The sequence below is a fragment of the Pseudonocardia sp. ICBG601 genome, assembly GCF_020496245.1.
In genome coordinates this window covers 3,213,515-3,236,727 of sequence record NZ_JAHLJA010000148.1, presented here as the reverse complement: position 1 = coordinate 3,236,727, position 23,213 = coordinate 3,213,515, and the positions used below count along the sequence as shown (strand labels likewise).

The window sequence follows — 23,213 nt, the reverse complement described above, 5'->3', positions numbered from 1 at the left end:
CCGGCCCCGCCGGGCCACGGGTCAGCGCTGCAGGGCCTCGCGGGGGGTGATCTCCCCGCGGGCCAGCGCCCGGCGGACCCGGCGGGCCGCGGTCAGCCTGCGGCGGACCTGACGGACCGGCTCGACCTGCGTCGCACGGTGCAGACGCTCGTTGAGCCGGCCCTGGTCCTGCCGGCGGTCGAGCAGCGACCAGGAGAAGGCCAGCGCGTCGTCGGCACCCTCGAGGCGCTCGGGGACGGTCTCGAACCACTCCATGCTCGCCCGGGCCATCCGCTGGATGGGCGCCATCGCGGCGCGGCGACGCGCGTCGTACCCGGCGAGGGCGGCCTCGACGTCGTCGGTGCCGCGGGTGCCGCGCGGGTAGAGCTCCTCGGCCAGCGCGATCGAGTCGGCGACGGCGAGCACGGTGCCCGAGCCGATGGCGAAGTGCGTGGTGTGGGCCGCGTCGCCGGCGAGGACGACGTTGCCGTCGCGCCAGGACATGTTCCGGACCTCGCGGAACTGCAGCCACGGCGAGGACCCCATGCCGGGCGGGGCGATCAGCGAGTGCCCGTCGAGCGAGCGGGCGAAGACGCCCTCGAGCATCCGCATGGCCTCGTCGGGCGCCATCGTGTCCAGCCCCAGGCCCGTCCAGGTCTCCGGCGTGCACTCCACGATGCAGGTGCTCACGCAGTCCGCCGCGGGGTAGGCGTGGAACCAGATCCAGCCGGCGTGGGTCTTCTCGAACGCGAAGGTGAACGGGCGGAACGGCTTGCTCGTGCCGAACCAGACGTAGCGGTTGGAGCCGTGGGCGACCCGCGTGCCGAAGACGTCGGCCCGGGCGGCGCGGATCGCGGACCCGACCCCGTCGGCGGCGACGACGACGTCCGCGTCGGCGGTCAGCGGGTCGTTCGCGGTGTCACCGTCCGCGGCGACGGCCGTGTCGAACATCAGCTTCACGCCGACCTGGCGGGCCCGCTCTGCCAGCACCTCCAGCAGCCGCGCGCGGCCGATGGAGTAGCCGTAGCGGCCACCGAGATGCACCGGACGCCCGGAGACCTCCACGACCTGGGAGTCCCACACGTGCGCCGCGGCCCGCACCTTCTCGGCGCCGAGGGGGTCGGTGCGGAAGAGCTCGTCGAGGATGTCCTCACCGAGCGTGACCGCGAAGCCGGAGGCCGTGCCGGGCGCGTTGCGCTCCGCGAGGACGATCTCGTCCTGCCCGCCCGACCGGAGCCGGGCCAGGATCGAGAAGTACAGACCGGCCGGTCCACCACCGACGACCACGATCTTCACACCGGACCTCCATCGGATGTCATCGATCTGGGACGCAACGACCCTACGAACGTGGCGGACCTGTGTGGACACCGGGTCCGGCCACGATCGGTGACGGTGCGCATGCCGTCGGCGAGCGGTTTCGCGGCGGAACTCAGCTCTGCCGACCGCGCAGGGCCGACCGCCGGACGCGGCGGGCGGTGGTCAGACCGCGCCGCACCTGACGCAGCGCGGGCACCTGGGTGGCGCGGTGCAGGGTGCGGTGGATGCGGCCCATGTCGCCCCGGCGGTCGGTGAGCGACCAGGCGAACTCGACGGGGTCGGTGACCTGCTCGAGCTGGCGTCCGGCCTGCTCGAACCACTGCATGTTGCGGCGGGCGGCGTCCTGGATCGGGCCGATCTCCGCGCGCCGGCGGGCGTCGTAGGCCGACAGTGCGGCGCCGCGGCCGTTCGGGCAGGTCAGGTCGGCCGCGGCCGTCTGGCCCGCGACGCCGTAGAGGGCGTCGACCAGACCCATCGAGTCCTGCATGGCCAGCACGGTGCCCGAGCCGATCCCGAAGTGCGTGGTGTGCGCGGCGTCGCCGGCCAGCACGAGGTCGCCGTCGCGCCAGGTCCGGTTGCGGACCTCGCGGAAGCGCAGCCAGGGCTTGTCCCCGAGCCCGCCGAGGGGCTCGATGAGCCGGCGCCCGGCCAGCGTGCGGTGGAAGACCGACTCGACGAGCCGGACGGCCTCGGCCCCGGACATGTGGTCCAGGCCCAGCGCCTCCCAGGTGTCGGGCTCGCACTCGACGATGCAGGTGCTGACCCCGTTCGACGACGGGTAGAGGTGGATCCACATCCAGCCCGCGTCGGTCGGCTGGAAGTCCCAGACGAAGGTGTCGGAGTCGCTGTCGGCGCCGAGCCAGACGTAGGGGTTCGTCCCCTCGTCGACGGTGGTGCCGAAGTGCTCGGCGCGCGCGGTGCGGATCCGGCTGCCGACGCCGTCGGAGGCGACGACCAGGTCGGCGTCGAGGTCCGCACGGTCGACCGGGGAGCCGTACTCGATCTTCACGCCCAGCTGCTCGGCCCGGCGCGCCAGCACGTCGAGCAGGTCGACGCGGGCGATCGCGTAGCCGTACTTGCCGCCGACGTGCACCGGGCGGTGGTCGGCGACCCGGATCTCCTGGGCGTTCCACAGCCGCGACGCGCGACGCAGGGCCTCACCGCCCTCGGGGTCGTTGCGGAACGCGTCGTCGAGCATGTCCTCGCCGTAGGTGACGGCGAACCCGTGGGTCCGCCCCGCCTCGTTGCGTTCGTGCACGACGACCTCGTCGCGTCCACCGGACCGGAGCCTGGCGAGGACCGCCAGGTACAGACCGGCCGGCCCACCTCCTGCGCAGGCGATACGCACGCAGACCCCCTTCGGTTCATCAGGTCACCGGAAGAAATGAACCGTAGCGCAGGGGTTGCGGAGCGCGACGGGGTGTGTATGTCCGCGGTGTCCGACCCGGCCGGTGACGGGCCGTCCGGCGCCCCTCCCCCGGGCACCCGGGTGGTCGACCCCTGGTTAGCGTGGTGGTGTGCACGCACTCAGCGGGACCTGCCGCGCCGCCGTCCGGTGGTGCGCGCGATGAGCGTCGGGGAGATGGTCGCCGGCCGGGTCCGCTCGGTCCGCCGCGAGATGGGCAACCCGCTCTACCGCAACGCGTACGCCCTGATGCTCAACACCGTCGTCAACTCCGGCTTCGGGTTGCTCTACTGGGTCTTCGCCGCGCGCGTGTTCAGCACCGAGGACGTCGGCCGTGGCAACGCCATGGTCAACCTGATGATGCTGATCTCGGTCCTGACCTCGCTGAACTTCGGTCAGGCCCTCATCCGCTTCCTCCCGACGGCCGGACGCGACTCGCGGTCGCTGGTGCGGCTCGCGTACGGGATCAGCGCCGCGATGGCCGTCGTCGGCTCGGCCGCGGTCATGACCTACTGCCACTTCGCCTACGCCCCCGGGGACCCGCTGCACGTCTCCCCCGGCTTCGCCGCGTGGTTCGTGGTCTCGACCGCCGCGTGGTCCCTCTTCAACCTGCAGGACCAGGTCCTCACCGGGCTGCGCTCGGCGATGTGGGTGGTGCTGGAGAACGGCGTCTACGGCGTCGTGAAGCTCGGGCTGCTCGTGGTCGTCGCGTTCACCTCGGTGTCCGACGGCGTGTTCACCTCCTGGAGCGCACCGGTCATCGCCCTGCTGGTGCCGTTCACCCTCCTGATCTCCCGGCGGCTGCTCCCCCGGCACACCGCCGAGACCGCGGACCGCGACGACGCGGGCGCCCCGGACCGCGCCACGCTCGCCCGCTACATGGGCGGCGACTACCTGGGCCAGGTGTTCAACCAGGCCATGTCGTCGTTCCTGCCGGTGCTGGTGGTCATGACGATCAGCCAGGCGGCCAGTGCCTACCTGCTGCCGGCCCAGACGGTCTTCCTCGCCATGAGCATGCTGTCGATGGCGATCACCTCGGCACTGGTCGTGGAGGGCTCCCGGAACCCGGCGCACGCGCACGTGTTCGCCCGGGCGGTGCTGCGGCGGATCTGCCTGCTGGTGTGGCCCGCGTCGCTGGTCATCGCGCTGGCCGCGCCGCTGCTGCTGTGGTTCTACGGGCCGCAGTACGTCGAGAACTCCACGACGCTGCTGCAGCTGCTGATGGCCTCGATGTTCCCGCGCGTGATCGTGACGATGTGGATGACGAAGTCCCGTCTCGCGAACCGCACCTTCCCCCTGGCCGTTCAGCAGCTCGTGCACTGCGCGATCGTCCTCGGCGGGATCCCGCTGTTCGCCCCGATGCTCGGGGTCGACGCCGTCGGCTGGATGTGGCTCGCGGGTGAGCTGGTCCTGGCGATCGTCTTCCTGCCGTCGGTGGTGCGCTGGCTGCGCCAGCCGGTCCCGCCGCACCCGTCCGGCGACGGCGGCGTCACCACCCCGGACGGCACGGATCCCCTCGACCGGGACGACGACACCCGGCCCATCGGTGGGCCGGAGGCGCGGACCCACGAGTTCCCCCGCGTCCGCGACTGACCCGCGGTACAGCGGGCTCCGGCGCGCCCTGGCTCAGGGGGCTCGGGCTCGGAGCCGCGGGGCTCCGGAGGTCCCGGCTCGGATCCACTGAGCTCCGGACTTCCGGAGGCTCCGGTCCACCGAGCTCCGGGGGCTCCAAGCCACCCGAGCTTCCCGCTTCCGGGACTCCGAACCACCCGCGCTTCCAGCTTTCGGGACTCCGTTCCACTGAGCTCCGGGCTTCCTGGGCTTCGACCAGCGAACTCCGGGCTTCCGGGCGGCAGACCGGCCCACGGTCCGCCGGCCACCCGGGGCAACGGCCACCAGCTTCTTCTGCTCGCGGGCGACCACAGCCGCGAGGCCGGGCCGCGCCGCAGCACGGCACGCCGGTTCCCGGGCACGCACCTGTCCCCGGCCCGGCGGTCCTGTCGCACCCCTCGCGAGGTCGTCGCACCCGCCGCGTGGGGTGCGACGACCTCGTCAGCGGTGCGGCAGGCCGGGCGAGGGCGACCTCGCCGGCTGCAGCGATGCGGCCGGGCCCCCGCCGGACGGCCCGGGTCGTCCGCACCCCGCGGAATCGCACGCCGCCCGACGAGGGCGGTCCTCACCCACGCGCCGAGGAGCGCCCCGCCGGGCGACGTGCGCGACAGACCTGTCGATCGGTACGTGAGCGCTGTCCGACCAGGCGTCGGCAACGCTCAGGTACTGATCGATCGGCGCGGGCGCCGTCGTCGCACGCTCTCCACGGCTCACATCCCGGCTCCGCCTCGACGACGGCCACGACAGCACCTCGGGGACCGGAGCAGGGGGCACACCCCTTCATGGGCAGCCACACCTGTTGCAGAGGGTGTGACTGCCCGCGAAGGGGTGTGGAGGTGCGGCGACCCGCGACGACGCACGGCGACCGTCGCGTGGGGTGCCGCGGCCGGCGGCGGGTCGCCACGGGGTCGTCGGGGCTCGGCGCGGCGGACAGGTGGGCGGGCGTGGGGCGGACGGGTGGGGCGGACGGGTGGGGCGGAGGGTGTGCAGCGGCGAGGGCGGGGCAGGACGAGGGGCTGCGCGAGAACCCGGTGAGTGCGGGCGTCCGGTGTGCAGGAGCCCGGTGAGTGCGCGAGCCCGGTGAGTGGACGAGCCCGGTGACCGGACCAGCCGGGTGCATGCACGAGACCGGTCCGTGCACGCCCGGTGGGTGCGCGGACTCGGCGCATGGGTGGAGCCGGATGGGTGCGCGCCCGGTGAAACGCACAGGCCGGGGAGCAAGCGAGGCCCGACCGGTGCACGCCCGGCGGGTGCACGAGCCCGGACGCACGCGGAGCCCGGTGGGTGCACGGGCCCTCCGAGGTGCACCGCCCCGGGGAAACGCGCGAAGGCTCCGGTGGAGGCGACGTCCGGGGCCCGTACGAGAGCCCGGGTGGACCCGAGAGCCCGGTCAGGAGCGCTGGATGAACTTCTCCGGGATCGGGGTCCCGTTGCGCCACAGGTTCCCCAGCGCCCGGTCGAAGGCGCGGGGCCGCAGCCGGACGAGCCCGCCGCCCGGGTTGTGGGTGATCTCGCCGAAGTAGACGTGGCCGTCGACGTCGTAGAGGTCGACGCGGGCGAAGGTGAAGTCCTTGCCCAGCGCGCGGGCGATCTCCAGCATCCGCTCGTAGGACGCGGGCTTCTCCGGCAGCGCGTCGGCCTGGGAGAAGCGCCCGGAGATCCGGAACGGCACCCAGTCCGGGTGCAGCATCGTCGAGGTGTGGGCGACGAAGCGGTCCTGGTCGATGACGACCATCGCGGGCTCGCCGTGGAAGACGAAGAACTTGTAGTCGGCGGGCGGCTTGGTGCCGTCGCCGATCATCTCCTCGACGACGGCGCGCGGGGTGAGCCCCTCGTAGGGGCGCTCGCGCCAGCCGTGGGTGAAGAAGTCGGTGCGCAGCCAGCGGGCGACCGTCGAGCGGATCTTCGCGTGATCAGCGGCGGCCGGGTGGCGCACCAGGATCGTCATGTCGCAGCCGTGGGTGCCCTTGACGACGTAGGGACCCGCGGGGGCCTCCAGGTCGAGGTCCTCGGGCCGCTCGACCACCTGGATGAGCGGGATGAGGTGCTCGGCCCCGATCCGCTCGGCGACGTGCTCCCGGACGGCGTACTTGTCCGCGGTGACGTGCACCAGCTCGGGCTGGTCGTCGAGGTTCTTCTTCGCGAGCAGCTGGGACCAGGTCCGCGGCCGCCGGAACGTCGTCAGCTCCCCCTGGAACAGGGCGTGGTGGGCCATCGCGAAGGCGCGGTGCGGCAGGAACCGGAGCCGTCGGGACAGCATCACCCGTGCGTCGAACGACATTCTCCGGACGATAGCGACCCTCTCCCACCACCCGGCGCACCGGCCCCGGACCGGGTGGCCCGGCCGCACCGGGCAACCCCGGATGCCGCACGGACGTCACCAACAGTGCGCACGCTCGTTGCCATTCGCGAGGAATGCCCGCAGCAGGGCCTCGGTCGAGGGCGTGCCGAATGCTCTGCGTCACCCCTTACGGTGAATGCGGGGCCGACGGCGCCGAAGACGGGCGCACCCCGGAAGGAGCACCGACTGTGCCGATCGTGCGGAACCCCCACGTTCTCGTCACTGTGATCACGCCGGCCTACAACGTCGGTCCGTGGATCGGTGAGGCCATCGACTCGGTGCTCGCGCAGACCGAGTCCCGGTTCGAGTACCTCGTCGTCGACGACGGGTCGACCGACGACACCGCCGACGTCGTCCGCTCGCGCGCCGAGCGCGACCCGCGGGTGCGGCTGATCCAGGTGGAGAACGGCGGCTCGGGCGCGGCGCGCAACCGCGCGCTGGCCGAGAGCGCCGCCCCCTTCGTCGCGTTCCTCGACGGTGACGACCGCTGGCACCCCGAGTTCCTCTCGCACATGCTCGAGACCATGCACACCGCCCCGCCCGGGGTCGGGATGGCGTACTGCCACACCCGCGTGATGCTGGAGTCCGGGCAGGTCGTGGCGCTGCGCTGGCAGCCGTCGGGCCGGGTCGACATCGACAAGCAGCTGGTGGAGAACAACCCGCCGCACAACGGCAGCTCGCTGATGATCCGCCGGGCCTGCTTCGACCAGGTCGGCGGCTTCGACTGCTCGCTGCCCTCCGCGGTGGACTTCGAGATGTGGCTGCGGATCGCCGCCGGCTCGAACTACCCGCTGATGTGGGGCACCCGCCGCTGGCTGCTCGACATGCGCCTGATGCGCACCGGGTCGATCAGCTCCAACCGGCAGCGCCGGTTCGAGTGCCTGGACAAGGTCATCGCCGACTACGCCCCCCGGATGGGCCGCCAGCACCCGGGCATGGCCTACGTCCGGCCCGCGGTGTTCGCCTACCGCGACGGGCTGGACGACTTCGGCGACCGGTGGGCGCTGCTCGCCCGCGAGGCCGGCGCGAAGGAGCTCGCGAAGGACTCCTGGGGCCGGTCGCTGCTGGCGTGGAGCAGCGCGGGCCGCGAGCGTCGCGCGCAGCTGCGCAACGTCCGCGACACCGCCCGCAACGGTGCCTACAAGGGCATGTCCGGGGCGCTGCGCACCGCGGTGAAGATCAACTCGCTGCGGGGATGATCCCGGCGCGCGGCGGGTATCCCCCGGCGTGCGACTGACCAGGGCGATCCCGTACCGCGGCGGCCTCACCCGCCGTCGTCGGGGACGGGGGTTCAGCTACCACGACGCGACCGGCGCCGCCGTCGCCGCGCCGGTGCGGGCCCGGATCGAGGAGCTGGTGATTCCGCCCGCCTGGCGGGACGTGTGGATCTCCGAGCGGGAACGCGACCACATCCAGGCCGTCGGCTACGACGACGCGGGCCGCCGCCAGTACGTCTACCACCCGCGCTGGCACGCCGACCGCGACACCGAGAAGCACGACCGCGTGCTCGAGCTCGCCCGCAGGCTGCCCCGCTTCCGTGAGCGCGTGCAGCGCGCCCTCGACGGCCGCGGGACCGGTCGCGACCGGGTGCTCTGCGGGGCGATGCGCATCCTCGACCTCGGGGTGTTCCGCACCGGCGGCGAGCAGTACGCCGAGGAGAACGGCACCTTCGGGCTGTCGACGCTGCGCCGCGAGCACGTCCGGCTGCGCGGTGGCGGCTGCGAGTTCTCCTACACCGCCAAGGGCGGCATCCACCGGCGCGTCCGGATCCGCGACGACGGCCTGGTCCGCCTGGTGCAGGCGCTGCGCCGGGCCCGTCCGGACGGCGACCGCTTCCTCGTCCACCGCGACGGGCGGCGCTGGCGCGAGATCCGCTCCGACGACGTCAACGACCACTTCCGCTCGCTCACCGACGCCGCGCACACCGCGAAGGACCTGCGGACCTGGAACGCCACCGTCGTCGCCGCGGTCGCGTTCGCCGAGCACGGCTCCGCCGGGGGCGCCGAGCTGTCCGCGACCGCGCTGAAGCGGGCCGAGGCCGCCGCGATGCGCCAGGTCGCCCGGGCGCTGGGCAACACCCCGGCCGTCGCCCGCAGCAGCTACGTCGACCCGCGCGTGGTGCGGGCCTTCGAGGAGGGCCACACGGTCGCGGCCGGGCTGCGCCGCATCCCGCGCGGCGCCGACGAGCACCGCAGCCGGGTCGCCGTCGAACGGGCGGTGCTGCGGCTGCTGGAACGCCACACCTGACCCCGCGGCCCGCCGGTGCCCGGCCGGTCCCGCATGATGGGCCCGTGGTGGCAGTCGAGGCGGGCCGGACGGAACGACGGGCCCGGGCGGCGGTGGCCCTGGTCTTCCTCACCAACGGCCTGGTCTACGCCAACCTGCTGCCCCGCTTCCCGCAGATCAAGGCCGACCTCGGCCTGTCCAACACCCAGCTCGGGCTCGCGGTGGCCGCGATGCCGTTCGCGGCGCTGCTGGCCGGGCTGACCGCGGGCCCGCTCATCGCCCGGTTCACCTCGGCGAAGGTGGCCTCGTTCGGGATGGCGGTGATCGCGCTCGGCGTCGTGCTGGTGGGGTTCGCGCCGTCCTGGGCGCTGTTCGCCACGGCGATGCTGCTGGTCGGGGCGTCCGACGCCGTCGTCGACGTCGCGCAGAACGCGCACGGGCTGCGGGTGCAGCGCCGCTACGGCCGGTCGATCCTCAACGGGTTCCACGCGCTCTGGTCGGTCGGGGCGGTCGCGGGCGGTCTGATGGGCTCGGCCGCCGCCGGGATCGGGCTGGCGCTGCCGGTGCACCTGGGGGTGTCGTCGCTGCTGTCGGTGGTGATCGCGGTCGCGGTGTACCCGCTGCTGCTGCGCGGCGCCGACGGCGACGACCGCCCGGCCCCCGACGCGGCCGACGGTGCACCGCCGCGGCGGCCCTGGACCGGGCTCGGCCCCCGCACCGTGGCGCTGCTCGCCGTGTTCGGGCTGGTCGCGATCTCCGGCACCCTGGTCGAGGACTCCGGCGCGACCTGGGCGGCGGTGTACCTGCAGGGGCTCGGGGCCGGTGCTGCCGTCGCCGGGCTCGGGTTCGTGGCGCTGCAGGGCTGCCAGTTCGTCGGCAGGCTGATCGGTGACCGGATGGTCGACCGGTTCGGCCAGCGCGCGGTGGCCCGCGCCGGCGGCGGGCTGGTGCTCGCCGGGATGGGGCTCGCGCTGGCGTTCCCGACGGTGCCCGGGACCGTCGCCGGGTTCGGTCTCGCCGGGTTCGGGGTGGCGACGCTCGTCCCGGCCGCGATGACCGCCGCCGACCACCTGCCGGGGCTGGCGCCGGGGACCGGGCTGACGATCGTCACCTGGCTGATGCGGGTGGGGTTCCTGGTGTCGCCGCCGGTGGTCGGGCTGGTCGCCGACGCGACGTCGCTGCGGGTCGGGCTGCTGGTCGTCCCGGTGGCCGGGCTGGTCGTGGTGCTCGTCGCGGGGGTGCTCTCCCCCCGTCGCACCCGGGCCTGAACGCCGGCCGACCGGACCACTCGTGCGTCTCGACACGAATCGGACGACCCCTTAGCGTCAGGGCGCATGTCCTCCACCGTCCCGCCGGCGTCGCCGGGACCCGCACTCCGGTCCTCCCGGAAGGTCGCCACCGCCAGCCTGGTCGGCACCACCATCGAGTGGTACGACTTCTTCATCTTCGGCACGGCCGCGGCCCTGGTGTTCAACCAGGTGTTCTTCCCGTCGGTCGACCCCGTCACCGGCACCCTGTCCGCGTTCGGCGCGTTCGCCGTCGGGTTCATCGCCCGCCCGCTCGGCGGGGCGGTGTTCGCGCACTTCGGCGACCGGGTCGGCCGGAAACCGATGCTCGTCTACTCGCTGCTCCTGATGGGCGCGGCGACCGTCGGGATGGGCCTGCTGCCCGGCTACGACACGCTCGGCGTCTGGGCTCCGGTCCTGCTGGTGACGCTGCGGTTCCTGCAGGGGTTCGGCGTCGGCGGCGAGTGGGGCGGTGCGGCGCTGATGGCCGTCGAGCACGCCCCGTCGCACCGGCGCGGGTTCTACGGCAGCTGGCCGCAGGTCGGTGTGCCGCTCGGCCTGGTGCTGGGGACGGCGACGTTCGCGGTGCTTTCCGCGACGCTCACCGACGAGCAGTTCCTGGCGTGGGGCTGGCGGGTGCCGTTCCTCGCCAGCATCGCGCTGATCGGGGTCGGGATGTGGATCCGGCTCGGCGTCCACGAGTCGCCGGTGTTCCGGAAGGCGATGGACGAGAAGGCCGCGAACCGGATGCCGGTGCTGGAGGCGCTGCGCACCTATCCGAAGGAGATCCTGCTCGCCGCCGGGTCGTTCCTCGCGACGAACTCGACGTTCTACGTCTCCTCGGTCTGGCTGGTCACCTACGCGACGCAGTCCCTGTCCTACGACCGCACGACGATCCTCGCGGCGAACTCGGTGCTGTCGCTGTCGGACATCCCGCTGATCATGGCGTTCGGGCTGCTGTCGGACCGGATCGGGCGGCGTCCGATGTTCGTCGGCGGGATGGCGCTGCTCGCGGTGTTCGCGGTGCCGTACTTCTGGCTCGTGTCGACCGGCAGCATCTGGCTGTTCCTGCTGGGCGGGCTGGTCGTGCAGGTGGCGCGCTCGGCGGTGTACGGGCCGCAGTCGGCGTTCTTCGCCGAGCAGTTCTCCACCAGCATGCGGTACTCGGGGGCGTCGCTGGCCTACCAGATCGCGTCGATCCTGGGCGGCCTCGCGCCGCTGCTGTGCACCGCGCTCGTCGCGCTGACCGGGTCGCTCTACGCCGTCGCCGGCTACGTCGTCGGGATCGCGCTGGTGTCGATGGTCTGCTCGTGGCTGATGACCGAGACGCTCCGGTCCGGGCTGCGCGACGACGCCGGCGTCGTCGCCCGGACCTGACCCCTACCGTCCGCCGGTCGCGGTCACCGGCGTGCCCCGTCCGCGGGTGCGCCGGGCCGCGACCAGGTCGGTGATCCCGAGCACGAGGGCCAGCGCCACCAGCCCGACGGTGATCAGCAGGCCGTGCGAGATGGCGTCCGCCCAGTCCCCGCCGGACGCGGTGAGCCTGCCGAAGAACACCGCGCCGACCGCGGACAGCCCGATTGCCGTCCCGATCCGCTGCCCGGTCTGCAGCACCCCGCCCGCGGTGCCGCCGGAGGTGTGCGGGATCTCCGACAGCGCGAGGGTCTGGTTCGGTGCGATCACCAGCCCGCCGCCCGCCCCGGCGAGCAGCAGCGGCCCGGCGATCGCGAGCCCGGTCCACGGGCTGTGCGCGGTCGCGGCCAGGACGAGGTCGGTGACGCCGAGCCCGACCATCACCGTCGCCAGCCCGACGACGATCATCGGCTGCCCGAACCGGGCCACCAGGCGCCCGCTGAGCGCGGAGGTGACCGCGGACCCGAGCGCGAACGCCGTGAGCGTGAGGCCGGTCTGCAGCGGGGTGTAGCCCAGCCCGTTCTGCAGGTAGAGGGTGAGCACGAAGAAGATCGAGGTGAACCCGGCGAAGTAGATCGAGCCGAGCGTGGTGCCGACGGCGTAGCTGCGGGTCCGCAGCAGCGCGAAGTCGATCAGCGGGTGGCCGTGGACGCGCTTGGCCCGCCGCTCCCAGGCCACGAACGCCACCAGTGCCGCGACCGAGACCGCGACCAACCACCACGGCGCCGACGCCGGGTCCCGCTCGGCGAGCACCAGCGGCAGCATCAGCGCGACGACGGCGACGCCGAGCAGCACCGAGCCGCCCAGGTCCAGCGGGCGCCGCTCCCCCGTGGTCACGGTGTCGGCGGGCAGCAGCCGGAACGCCGCGACCAGCGCCGCGACGCCGATCGGGATGTTGACGAAGAAGACCCAGCGCCAGCCGTCGGCGTCGCCGGCCCAGGCCAGCAGCAGCCCGCCGAGCAGCGGGCCGACCGCGGTGGAGATCCCGACGACGGCGCCGAACATGCCGAACGCGGAGCCCCGCTCCGGGCCGCGGAACAGGTCCTGGATGAACCCGACGACCTGCGGGGACAGCAGCCCGGCCGCGACGCCCTGCACCAGCCGGACCGCGACGAGCACCTCCGGGTTCGGCGCGAACCCGGCGACCGCGCTGGTCAGGGTGAACAGGGCGAGGCCGGTGACGAACATGCGACGGCGGCCGCGGTCGTCGCCGAGACGGCCGGCGGCGACCAGGACGAGACCGAAGGTGAGCGCGTAGCCGGACACGATCCACGACAGCTGCGCGGCCGAGGCCCGCAGACCGGCCTGCATGGCCGGCAGCGCGACGTTGACGATGCTGACGTCGAGCAGGCTCATGAACCCGGCGACCAGGCAGACCGACAGCGCCCGCCAGCGTCGCGGGTCGGGGGTGTACGCCTCGGGCGCGGTGCGGTCGTCGCTCACAGTCCCTCATTCCGCGTCCTGGCGCTGCGGGCCGCAACTCGAACCCGGGTCCTGCGGGCACGCGTCACATCGTGTGGACTCACCGACCATGTGGACCGTAGAGATCGGGAACCGGTCGTGAGGGGCGCCGAGGCGCTGGTCGGGTCGCTCACCGCGGCCGGTGTCGACGTGTGCTTCATGAACCCGGGGACCTCGGAGATGCACTTCGTGCAGGCGCTCGACGCGGTGCCGGAGATGCGCGGGGTGCTGGCCCTGTTCGAGGGCGTCGCGACCGGCGCCGCCGACGCCTACGCGCGCATCGCCGGGAAGCCGGCGGCGGTGCTGCTGCACCTCGGGCCGGGGCTGGGCAACGGGCTGGCGAACCTGCACAACGCGCGCCGGGCCGGGACGCCGCTGCTGTGCGTGGTCGGCGGGCACGCGACCGACCACGTCCGCTTCGACGCGCCGCTGGAGTCCGACATCACCGCGGTGGCGCGGACCGTGTCCGGGTGGGTGCACACCAGCGGCGACGTGCGCGACGTCGCCGCCGACGCGATGCGCGCCCTCGCCGCGACCGGCGAGCGCGGCGGGCAGGTCGCGACGCTGGTGCTGCCGGCCGACGTGTCCTGGTCGGAGGGGGCGTCGCCCGCCCCGCCGCTGCCGGTCGCCGGGCCGTTCCCGCCGGACCCCTCGCGGGTCGCCGCGGCCGCCGACGCCGTCCGCGCGCCCGGCGCGACGCTGCTGCTGGGCGGGCCCGCACTGAGCGCGGCGGGCGTCGACGCCGCCGGGCGGATCGCCGCGGCCACCGGGGCCCGGCTGCTGGTCGAGACCTTCCCCCGGTGCTGGGAGACCGGCGCCGGCCGGACCCGCATCGACAAGCTCGCCTACTTCGCCGAGCAGGCGATCGAGCAGCTGGACGGCACGTCGTCGCTGGTGCTGGCCGGGGCGCGGTCGCCGGTGTCGTTCTTCGGCTACCCGGGCGTGCCCGGGGACCTGGTGCCCGAGGGTGCCGCCGTGGTGGGGCTCGCCGACCCGGCGACCGACGCGACGGCCGCGCTGGAGGCCCTCGCCGACGTCGTCGCCGGCGACGCGGCTCCCGCGCTCGCCCCGCACGAGGCGCCGGAGCCCGCGCCGGGCGCGCTCGACGTGCGGGGGCTGTGCGCCGCCGTCGCCGCGACGCTGCCGCAGGACGCGATCGTGGTCGACGAGGCGCTGACGGCGGCGGCGTCGCTGGCGATGTCGTTGCAGACCGCGCCGCGGCACACCCAGATCGCGCTGACCGGCGGTGCGATCGGGATGGGGCTGCCCGCCGCGGTGGGTGCCGCGGTCGCCGCGCCGGACCGTCCGGTGGTGGCGGTGCAGGCCGACGGCAGCGCGCTCTACACCGCCCAGGCGCTGTGGACGATGGCCCGCGAACGGCTCGACGTCACCGTCGTGCTGATCAACAACGCGGCGTACTCGATCCTGCGGGTCGAGCTGGCCCGCACCGGGGCCGGGGAGGCGGCGCACTCCGGGCGGGCGGGCCGGATGCTGGACCTGTCCGACCCGACGCCGGACTTCACCGCACTGGCGACCGGGCTCGGGGTGCCCGCCGAGCGGGTCACCACCACCGAGGGACTGCTCGACGCGCTGCGGCGGGCGCAGGCCGAGCCGGGCCCGCACCTGGTCGAGGCGATCGTCCCCGCCCTGGGCTGAGCCCCGGCGGGCGTGGCCGGGCTCGCTCCTGCGACCCGGTCCGGCGGCACGACCCGCGCAGCCGGACGCCGCACAGGTTCCGGATGCGCCGCACAGGGAGGAACCCGTGCGGCGCACCGCGTACCTGTGCGGCGCTGCCGGAACCTGTGCGACGCGGTCGGCACCGTTGCGGCGCGACCGGAACGCACGCGGCACGGCGCCGAACCCGCGCGGCACGGCCGGAGCCGTGCGGCGCGGGTTCGGGGGCGCTAGAGGGACAGCAGGCGGTCGAAGAACTCGCGGTAGCGGGTGAGCGCCTGGCGCAGGTCCTCGGTCGAGGCGTCGTCGCGGGAGAACTGGGCCTCCAGGTCGTCGCGCTGACGACGGAACAGCGACTCCATCTCGTCGAGGATCTCCCCCACCAGCGCGTTCGCCCCGTGGACGGCGCGGCGGGGCTCGTCGACGAACTCGCCCTTCAGCGTCGACCAGCGGTCCTGGTACTCGCGGGCCCGGTCGGCCGGGAGCAGCGACGAGCCGCCGGTGGCGGGGTCGGTCGCCGCCGGGTCGGCCCCCGGTCCGGTCGCGCCGCCCCGCGGGTCACCGGGGTCGCGCAGGTCGTCGTGCCCGCGGTCCGGTGTCGCGTCGTGGTGACGGCCGCCGGTCGCGCCGTCCTCCCGGACGGGTGCGCCACGGGTGGTCGCCGCGGCGGCCACGCCGGCCGCGGTCCCGCCTGCGGCCGGGGTGGTCCCGGCGCCGCCCGCGGAGCCGGGCGCCGCGTCGCGGGGCGGTGCGCCGGTCCCCGGTGCGCCGGTCCCGACACCGCCGCCGGGCGGGACCCCGCCCGCGTCGGCCGGTCCCCGGACGCCCGCCGCCGCGGGGTCGCCGAGGGTGTCGCGTCGTCCGGCCGGGCCGGCGTCGCGGGGGTCGGCACCCGGTGCGCCCGGGCCGCCGTGGGGGTCGCCGCCGGGCAGGTGCCCGCCGCGGGGATCGGCACCGCGCGGGTCGCCACCCGGCAGGTCGCCCGCGCGCGGGTCGCCGGTCCGTGGGGCGCCACCGGCGAGGTCACCGGCGCGCGGGTCGGCACCACGCGGGTCCCCGCCCGCCATGTCGCCACCACGCAGGTCGCCGCCCCGCGGGTCCCCACCGCGCAGGTCGCCGCCCCGCGGGTCCCCACCCCGCGGGTCCCCACCCCGCGGGTCCCCACCTCGGAGGTCTCCACCGCGCGGGTCGCCGTCCCGGGGGTCCGCGCCGCGGGGCCCACCGGCACCCGGGTCGGCGCCGAGCGGGTCGGCGCCGCGGGGGTCGGCACTGCGGGGGTCACCGGCACGCGGGTCGCCACCGGGGTCACCGGCACGCGCGGCCCGCGGGTCCCCGCCGGCCGTACGGTCCTCGGCCAGTCGTCCGCCGGGGGCGTCCCCCGGCCCGGCCCCGGGGCCCGCCAGCGGCGGGGCGTCCGGGTCGCCGTGGCGCTGACCCGGGACGCCCGCGTCCTGCTCTGCGGTGCCCGCCGCCTCGCGGCGCTCCCAGCCGGCGTCGCGCTCGTCCTCGCTGCGGCCGGTGAACGCGTCCTTGATCGAGTCGGCCAGTCGGGCCGCCTTGCTGCTGCCCTGGTGCTCGCTCATGCCGTGGTCTCCCGTCGGGTGTCCTGGTCCGGTCCGCCCTGGCGGTGGCGGCCGTCGTTCTCGGGACGGCCGCCGGAACCGGTGCCGTCGCCGTCGTCGAGCAGGGCGTCGATCAGTGCGCGGTAGCTCGTCACCGCGTGCCGGAGGTCCTCGGTCCCAGCTCGCCCGGCGGAGTGCTCACGGGAGATCGCCCGTGCCTCGCGGTAGCGCTGCGTGACGACCGGGTAGGCGACGGACAGGTCCTCCTCGCGGCGGTCGACGTCCTCGGCGGGGTACCCGCGGGCCGCCATGACGTCGGCGACGAGCGCGTCGGCGTCGTGCACCGCCCGGGACGGGTCGTCGACGAAGCCCTCCTGCACCTGCTGCCACCGGCGGCGGTAGCCGTCACGCTCCTGCGGGTCGAGGGATCGCAAGGTCAGCGCGTCGTGGCGCTTGCGGCGCTCGGCGAGCTCCTTCTCCGCGTCGCGGGGGTCGTCCGCGTCGCGCACGGTGCGCTCGTACTCGGGTCCGAACTGGTCACGGAGCTCGGCGGAGCGACGACGGCGCAGCATCGTCGCGGCGACCACGGCGAGTATGGCGACGACGATCACCACCACGGCGACGACGATGATCGTTGTGATGTCGGTCATAGCGCGGTATACCCGATTGCGCGAGCCGGAAACACGGAGCGTGTTTGTTGATCACGAAAGGTGATCACTGAATCGACTTGACCTGCACCGGGGTTCAGGGAGCAGGGTGGCGCCGTGGTCGAGGCGCGGACGGACGGGGCGGGTGTCTGGTCCCAGGGCCGCGCGCCGACGACCGTCGGGATCCTGCTGCTGATCAGCCTGACCGCGTTCGAGGCGATGGGCGTGGGGACCGCGATGCCCGCCGTCGTCGCCGACCTGGGCGGGGTCGCCCGCTACGCCTGGCCGTTCGTGCTGTTCCTGGCCGCGGCGGTCTTCGGCACCGTCGCCGGCGGCCGCTGGTGCGACGTCCGGGGCCCCCGGGTGCCGCTCGTCGCCGCGCCGGTCCTGTTCGGGGCGGGCCTGCTGGTCGCCGGGTTCGCGACGACGATGACCGGGCTCCTCGCCGGCCGGGTCCTGCAGGGACTGGGCGCGGGGGCCCAGGGCGTCGCGGTGTACGTGCTCGTCGCCGAGGTGTACCCCTCGCGGCAGCGCCCGGTGGTGTTCGGGCTGATCTCCTCGGCGTGGGTGCTGCCCGCGCTCGTCGGTCCCCCGCTGGCCGGGCTGGTGACCGAGCGCCTGTCCTGGCACTGGGTCTTCCTGGGGCTGCTGCCGGTGGTGGGGCTGGCCCTGGTGCTGATCGCCCCGGTGGTGCGCGTCCTGCGACCGCCCGCCGGACCGGCGACGGGCGGCCACGGGGCGGGCCTGGTGCCCGCGGCGCTCGGTGCCGCGGTCGGTGTCGCCGGGCTGAGCTGGGCGCTGGAGAACCTCGACCCCGGCGGCGCGGTGGCCGGCGTCGTCGCCGTCGTGGTGCTGGTGCCCTCGCTGCGCAGGCTGCTGCCCCGCGGGACCGTCCTCGCGCGCCCGGGCATCGCCGCGGTCGTCGCGGCCCGTGGCCTGGTCGCCGCGGCGTTCTTCCCGGTCGTGTCGTTCCTGCCGCTGGTGCTCACCGCGACGCACGGCTGGTCGCTGACCGCCGCCGGGACGCCGCTGATCGTCGCGTCGCTGGGCTGGTCGGCGGCCGCCGCCTGGCAGGCCCGACGGCCCGACGCCGACCGCTCGGTGATGCTGCGCGCCGGGTTCGCGACGATCGCCGCGGGCCAGGTCGCGCTGGTCCCGGTCGCCGCGGGGCTGCTGCCGGGCTGGCTCGCCGTCGGGTTCTGGGGCGTGTCCGGGCTCGGGATGGGCGTGGCGTTCTCCGCGATCGCCTACCTGACCCTCGCCCACTCCGACGCCCACGACGTCGGCTCGCACTCCTCGGCGGCGCAGCTGCTCGACCAGCTCGCGACGGCGACGTTCGTCGGCCTGGGCGGCGCGCTGCTGGTGGCGCTGGTGTCACCGGCCGCCGCGCTGCCGGTGCTGCTGGTCGTGGTCGCGGTGCCCGCGGTCGCCGGTGCGCTGACCGCGTCGCGGACGCGGGTGCCGGAGCCCTGAGCCCCGGCCTCAGATCCCGGACGGGCGGGCGAGCAGCTCGGCGACCGCGGCGTCGATGAAGGCGGTGTCGACCGGGTTCTTCCCGCCGCCGGCGAAGTGTCCCCACACCCCGGGGATCACCCGCAGCTCGGTGCCGTCCCGCATGTGCGACACCGCCCAGGCCTCGTCCTCGGGCGGGAAGTACAGGTCCTTCTCCGCGGGCATCACGATCGCCGTCGCCCGGATCGAGGCCAGCGCCTCCTCGGTCGAGCCGGCGCCCGGGGTCGCGCCGACGTCGCCGTGCCACCAGGTGTCGAGCATGGTCAGCAGGTTGTTCGGGTCACGACCGTCGAGGAAGAAGCCCTCCCAGAAGTCGACGACGAAGTCCTCCAGCGAGGTGTTGCCCAGCCGGCGCCACTCCTCCTCCAGGTAGAACGCCTGGGAGAAGCCCCAGCCGGCGTAGATCCGCGCGAACGCGCGCAGCCCCTGCGCCGGCGGGACCGTGTAGCGGCCGCCGTCGAACCCGACCGCGGCCATGAGCGCGGCACGCAGCGAGTCGAGGAACACCTGGTTGTGCGGCGCGGTCCGCGGCGACCCGCAGAACGGCAGGATGCGCTGCACCATCTCGGGGTGGCTGACCGCCCACTGGTAGGTCTGGCCCGCGCCCATCGACCACCCGAGCACCAGCGGCAGGGTGCGGATCCCGAAGTGCTCGGTGACGAGCCGGTACTGGGCCTCGACGTTGTCGCGCACCCGGATCGGCGGGAACGTCGGGCCGTCGTGCGGCACCGGGGCGTTCGACGGCGAGGTGGACAGCCCGTTGCCCAGCATGTTCGGCACGATGACGAACCAGCGGTCCGGGTCGAGCGCCATCCCCTCACCGATCAGCCACTCGTTGTCCCAGTGCCGCCCGGAGTACCAGGTCGGGTAGACGATCGCGTTGTCCCTCGCCGCGTTCAGCTCGCCGTAGGTGCGGTAGGCGATCCGGGCCGGGCGCAGCGTCCGCCCGCAGTCGAGCGTCAGGTCGTCGATCTCGAAGACCTCGTAGGGCTCGTCGCGGCCGTAGCGGGGCCGGGCGGTGGGCTCGGGGTCGGGCACGGGGGTCCTCCGGGGCTGGCGACGGTCGACCGATGGTTTCCCAGGAAATATGTTCCTGGGAAACCATCGGTGTCAAGGCCGGAGGGTCCCGCGGCTCAGCCGTCGCCCTCGATGTCGCCCTCGGACTCCAGGTAGGCCTGCCGCAGCGCGTCCAGGGTCGCCTTCTCCGGGCTCTCCCAGAGACCGCGGTCGACGGCCTCCAGCAGCCGCTCGGCCATGCCGTGCAGCGCCCACGGGTTGGACTCGGCGAGGAACTTCCGGTTGTCCGGGTCCAGCACGTACTCGGCGGTCAGCGTCTCGTACTGCCAGTCCGCGATGACGCCGGTGGTGGCGTCCCAGCCGAACAGGTAGTCGACGGTCGCGGCCATCTCGAACGCGCCCTTGTAGCCGTGCCGGCGCATCGCGGCGATCCAGCGCGGGTTGACCACGCGGGCACGGAAGACCCGGGCGGTCTCCTCGTGCAGGCTGCGGGTGCGCACCGCCTCCGGACGGGTCGAGTCCCCGACGTAGGCGGCCGGCGCGGTACCGGTCAGCGCGCGCACCGTGGCGACCATGCCGCCGTGGTACTGGTAGTAGTCGTCGGAGTCGGCGATGTCGTGCTCGCGGGTGTCGATGTTCTTCGCCGCCACCGCGATCCGCCGGTAGGCGTTCTCCATGTCGTCCCGCGCGGGGACGCCGTCGAGGCCGCGGCCGTAGGCGTAGCCGCCCCAGGTGGAGTAGACCTCGGCGAGGTCGGCGTCGCCGCGCCAGTCGCGGGAGTCGACGAGCTGGAGCAGCCCGGCGCCGTAGGTGCCCGGCTTGGAGCCGAAGATCCGGGTGCGGGCGCGGCGGTCGTCGCCGGTGCGCTCGCGGTCGGCGTCGACGTGGGCGCGGACGTAGTTCTGCTCCGGGGTCTCGTCGAGCTCGGAGACCAGCTTCACCGCGTCGTCGAGCAGGGCCAGGACGTGCGGGAACGCGTCGCGGAAGAACCCGGAGATCCGGACCGTGACGTCGACGCGCGGTCGGCCGAGCTCGGCGAGGTCGATGACCTCCAGGCTGCGCACGCGACGGCTCGCGTCGTCCCACACCGGGCGGACGCCGAGCAGGGCGAACACCTCGGCGACGTCGTCGCCGGAGGTCCGCATCGCGCTGGTCCCCCACACCGACAGGCCGACGCTGCGCGGGTACTCGCCGTGGTCGGCCCGGTAGCGCTCGACCAGCGACTCGGCCATCGCCTGCCCGGTCTCCCAGGCCAGCTTCGACGGGACGGCCTTCGGGTCGACCGAGTAGAAGTTCCGCCCGGTCGGGAGCACGTTGACCAGCCCCCGCAACGGCGAACCGGACGGGCCGGCCGGGATGAACCCGCCGTCGAGGGCGTGCAGCACCCGGTCCAGCTCGTGCGCGGTGGCGTCGAGCCGGGGCACGACCTCGTCGGCGGCGAAGCGCAGCACGGCCTCGACGGCGGACAGGTCCGCGCCCGGCAGCGCCTCGGCCCCGGCGACGACCTCCGGTGCCGCCGAGGAGTCCCACCCGCGGGCCTCCATCCCGGCGACCAGCGCGCGGGCGACCCGCTCGACGGTGTCGGTGCGGGTGTTGGTCTCCGAGCCGTCCTCGACCAGGCCGAGCGCCTGGCGCAGACCCGGCACGGACTGCTCGCCGCCCCACATCTGCCGGGCGCGCAGCACCGCGAGGACCAGGTCGACGCGCTGCTCCCCGGCCGGTGCCTGGGCGAGCACGTGCAGGCCGTCGCGGATCTGGACGTCCTTGATCTCGCAGAGCCAGCCGTCGACGTGCATCAGCATGTCGTCGAAGACGTCCTCGTCGGGGCGCTGCTCCAGCCCGAGGTCCTGGTGCATCTGGGCCGCGGTCATCAGCGTCCAGATCTGCTGGCGGATCGCGGGCAGCTTCGCCGGGTCGAGTGCGGAGATGTTGGCGTGCTCGTCGAGCAGCTGCTCCAGCCGGGCGATGTCGCCGTAGGACTCGGCGCGCGCCATCGGCGGGATGAGGTGGTCGACCAGGGTGGCGTGCGCCCGGCGCTTGGCCTGGGTGCCCTCCCCCGGGTCGTTGACGAGGAACGGGTAGACCAGCGGCAGGTCGCCGAGGACGGCGTCGGTGCCGCAGGAGGCCGACATGCCCAGCGTCTTGCCGGGCAGCCACTCCAGGTTGCCGTGCTTGCCGATGTGCACGATCGCGTGCGCACCGAACCCGCCCTCGGACTCGGGCGCGGCCAGCCAGCGGTAGGCGCCCAGGTAGTGGTGCGACGGCGGCAGGTCCGGGTCGTGGTAGATCGCGACCGGGTTCTCCCCGAACCCGCGGGGCGGCTGCACGATCAGCGTGACGTTGCCGCGGCGCAGCGCTGCGACGACGATGTCGCCGTCCGGGTTCTGCGAGCGGTCGACGTAGTGCTCGCCCGGCGCCTCGCCCCAGTGCTCCTCGACCCCGGACCGGAAGTCCTCGGGCAGCGTGTCGAACCAGCTGCGGTACGTCGCGGCGGAGATCCGGACCGGGTTGCCGGCAAGCTTGTCCTCGGTCAGCCAGTCCGGGTCCTGCCCGCCGGCCTCGATCAGGGCGTGCATGAGCGCGTCGCCGTCGCCGGCCTCGACGCCCGGGAACGCCGCCTCGCCCTCGGTGGCGACCGCGTAGCCCGCCGCGGCCATCGTCCGCAGCAGCGCCACCGTCGACGCCGGCGTGTCCAGCCCGACCGCGTTGCCGATCCGCGCGTGCTTGGTCGGGTACGCCGACAGCATCAGCACGATCTTCTTGTCGGCGTTCGGGACGCGGCGCAGCGTCGCGTGCTTCACCGCGATCCCGGCGACCCGGGCGGCCCGCTCGTCGTCGGGGACGTAGACCGACAGGCCGTCGGCGTCGGTCTCCTTGAACGAGAACGGGACGGTGATCAGCCGGCCGTCGAACTCCGGCACGGCGACCTGGGTGGCGACGTCGAGCGGGGACATCCCGTCGTCGTTGGCCTCCCAGGTGGCGCGGGAGCTGGTCAGGCACAGGCCCTGCAGGATCGGGACGTCGAGCGCGGCCAGCTCGGTGACGTCCCACTCCTCGTCCTCACCGCCGGCCTGGGCGCTCGCGGGCTTGGTGCCGCCCGCGGCGAGCACGGTGACGACCATGGCATCGGCCTCGCGCAGCCGCTCCAGGAGCGCGGCCGGGGCCTGGCGCAGCGACGCGCACCAGATCGGCAGCGCGCGGGCGCCCTTCGCCGCGATCTGCTCGCAGAGCGCCTCGATGTAGCGGGTGTTCCCGGCCAGGAACTGGGCGCGGTAGAACAGCACCGCCACCGTCGGCCCGTCGACCTCCGTGTCGGGCAGCGACAGCTCGCCCCACTCGGGCAGCTCCACCGGCGGCGCGAAGCCCTCGCCGGTGAGCAGCACCGTGTCGGAGAGGAACGCGTGCAGCTGCGCCAGGTTCTCGGTGCCGCCCTGGGCCAGGTAGGTGTGGGCCTCGGCCGCGACGCCCGCGGGCACCGAGGACAGCTCCATCATCTCCGCGTCCGGGGCCATCTCCCCGCCCAGGCAGACCAGCGGCGTCGCGCGGGCCCGCAGCAGGTCCAGCCCCTCCTCGAAGTAGCGGTACCCGCCGAGGACGCGGACGACGACGACGGCGGCGGCGTCGGCCATCTCCGCGAGCTCGTCGTGGGTGACCCGGTTCGGGTTCGCGAGGCGGTAGTCCGCGCCCGAGGACCGGGCCGAGAGGAGGTCGGTGTCCGAGGTGGACAGCAGCAGGATCACCGGACGGCTCCGGGGGCGGTGT

Annotated in this window: 15 protein-coding genes; 7 read left to right on the top strand and 8 right to left on the bottom strand. The window is 74.4% G+C overall.

What is annotated here, in order from left to right:
* Positions 1–21: 21 nt before the first annotated feature.
* Entirely contained in the window at positions 22–1,275 is a 1,254-nt protein-coding gene (locus KPL57_RS44800) for an FAD-dependent monooxygenase (RefSeq protein ID WP_226356438.1), read from the bottom strand.
* A 133-nt stretch (positions 1,276–1,408) separates the two neighbouring features.
* Positions 1,409–2,644 carry an FAD-dependent monooxygenase gene (locus KPL57_RS44795; protein ID WP_226356437.1) on the bottom strand — a complete coding sequence of 412 codons (1,236 nt, stop codon included), beginning with the start codon at positions 2,642–2,644 and terminating at the stop codon, positions 1,409–1,411.
* 219 nt (positions 2,645–2,863) lie between these two features.
* Between KPL57_RS44795 and KPL57_RS44790 the strand changes: the two genes are divergently transcribed.
* Positions 2,864–4,294, top strand: a complete 1,431-nt coding sequence (locus tag KPL57_RS44790) for a lipopolysaccharide biosynthesis protein (RefSeq protein WP_226356436.1) — start codon at positions 2,864–2,866, stop codon at positions 4,292–4,294.
* Between the two features lie 1,408 nt (positions 4,295–5,702).
* Here KPL57_RS44790 and KPL57_RS44785 read toward each other — a convergent pair.
* A complete protein-coding gene (locus tag KPL57_RS44785) occupies positions 5,703–6,593 on the bottom strand; it encodes an ATP-grasp fold amidoligase family protein (RefSeq protein WP_226356435.1) in 891 nt (296 codons plus the stop codon).
* A gap of 284 nt (positions 6,594–6,877) precedes the next feature.
* Here KPL57_RS44785 and KPL57_RS44780 point away from each other — a divergent pair, with 284 nt between their 5' ends.
* From KPL57_RS44780 to KPL57_RS44765, 4 genes are all read left to right on the top strand, one after another.
* Positions 6,878–7,852 carry a glycosyltransferase family A protein gene (locus KPL57_RS44780; protein WP_308253098.1) on the top strand — a complete coding sequence of 325 codons (975 nt, stop codon included), beginning with the start codon at positions 6,878–6,880 and terminating at the stop codon, positions 7,850–7,852.
* A gap of 28 nt (positions 7,853–7,880) precedes the next feature.
* Complete coding sequence (locus KPL57_RS44775) at positions 7,881–8,900, top strand: DNA topoisomerase IB (RefSeq protein WP_226356433.1); 1,020 nt, start codon at positions 7,881–7,883, stop codon at positions 8,898–8,900.
* Positions 8,901–8,944: 44 nt separating this feature from the next.
* Positions 8,945–10,147, top strand: a complete 1,203-nt coding sequence (locus KPL57_RS44770; RefSeq protein WP_226356432.1) for an MFS transporter — start codon at positions 8,945–8,947, stop codon at positions 10,145–10,147.
* Positions 10,148–10,213: 66 nt separating this feature from the next.
* Positions 10,214–11,542: an MFS transporter gene (locus KPL57_RS44765; RefSeq protein WP_226356431.1), complete on the top strand. Its 1,329-nt coding sequence runs from the start codon at positions 10,214–10,216 to the stop codon at positions 11,540–11,542.
* Positions 11,543–11,545: 3 nt separating this feature from the next.
* Here the strand turns inward: KPL57_RS44765 and KPL57_RS44760 are convergent, their stop codons facing one another.
* On the bottom strand, positions 11,546–13,021 hold the full coding sequence (locus KPL57_RS44760; protein ID WP_226356430.1) for an MFS transporter: 1,476 nt from the start codon (positions 13,019–13,021) through the stop codon (positions 11,546–11,548).
* 117 nt (positions 13,022–13,138) lie between these two features.
* On the opposite strand from KPL57_RS44760, the gene KPL57_RS44755 reads away from it, so the two are divergent.
* Complete coding sequence (locus tag KPL57_RS44755; RefSeq protein ID WP_226356429.1) at positions 13,139–14,695, top strand: acetolactate synthase large subunit; 1,557 nt, start codon at positions 13,139–13,141, stop codon at positions 14,693–14,695.
* Between the two features lie 248 nt (positions 14,696–14,943).
* Here the strand turns inward: KPL57_RS44755 and KPL57_RS44750 are convergent, their stop codons facing one another.
* Positions 14,944–16,296: a hypothetical protein gene (locus KPL57_RS44750; protein ID WP_226356428.1), complete on the bottom strand. Its 1,353-nt coding sequence runs from the start codon at positions 16,294–16,296 to the stop codon at positions 14,944–14,946.
* The gene (locus KPL57_RS44745) at positions 16,293–16,925 is read right to left on the bottom strand and encodes a hypothetical protein (RefSeq protein WP_226356427.1); all 633 of its coding nucleotides are present in this window, start codon (positions 16,923–16,925) and stop codon (positions 16,293–16,295) included. The genes KPL57_RS44750 and KPL57_RS44745 overlap by 4 nt, the downstream gene beginning before the upstream one ends.
* 114 nt (positions 16,926–17,039) lie before the next feature.
* Here KPL57_RS44745 and KPL57_RS44740 point away from each other — a divergent pair, with 114 nt between their 5' ends.
* Complete coding sequence (locus tag KPL57_RS44740; RefSeq protein ID WP_226356426.1) at positions 17,040–18,395, top strand: MFS transporter; 1,356 nt, start codon at positions 17,040–17,042, stop codon at positions 18,393–18,395.
* Positions 18,396–18,404: 9 nt separating this feature from the next.
* Here KPL57_RS44740 and KPL57_RS44735 read toward each other — a convergent pair whose 3' ends face one another.
* Both KPL57_RS44735 and cobN read right to left on the bottom strand, forming a co-directional pair.
* Positions 18,405–19,472, bottom strand: coding sequence for an alpha/beta fold hydrolase (locus tag KPL57_RS44735; RefSeq protein ID WP_226356425.1), 1,068 nt, complete (start codon positions 19,470–19,472; stop codon positions 18,405–18,407).
* 95 nt (positions 19,473–19,567) lie between these two features.
* Positions 19,568–23,191 carry a cobaltochelatase subunit CobN gene (gene cobN, locus KPL57_RS44730; protein ID WP_226356424.1) on the bottom strand — a complete coding sequence of 1,208 codons (3,624 nt, stop codon included), beginning with the start codon at positions 23,189–23,191 and terminating at the stop codon, positions 19,568–19,570.
* Positions 23,192–23,213: the final 22 nt, after the last annotated feature.

Excerpts from the sequence above, each read along its gene's own strand:
- KPL57_RS44790 (WP_226356436.1), top strand. The coding sequence starts at position 2,864 with ATGAGCGTCGGGGAGATGGTCGCCGGCCGGGTCCGCTCGGTCCGCCGC.
- KPL57_RS44785 (WP_226356435.1), bottom strand. The coding sequence starts at position 6,593 with ATGTCGTTCGACGCACGGGTGATGCTGTCCCGACGGCTCCGGTTCCTG.
- KPL57_RS44765 (WP_226356431.1), top strand. The coding sequence starts at position 10,214 with ATGTCCTCCACCGTCCCGCCGGCGTCGCCGGGACCCGCACTCCGGTCC.
- KPL57_RS44750 (WP_226356428.1), bottom strand. The coding sequence starts at position 16,296 with ATGAGCGAGCACCAGGGCAGCAGCAAGGCGGCCCGACTGGCCGACTCG.
- KPL57_RS44745 (WP_226356427.1), bottom strand. The coding sequence starts at position 16,925 with ATGACCGACATCACAACGATCATCGTCGTCGCCGTGGTGGTGATCGTC.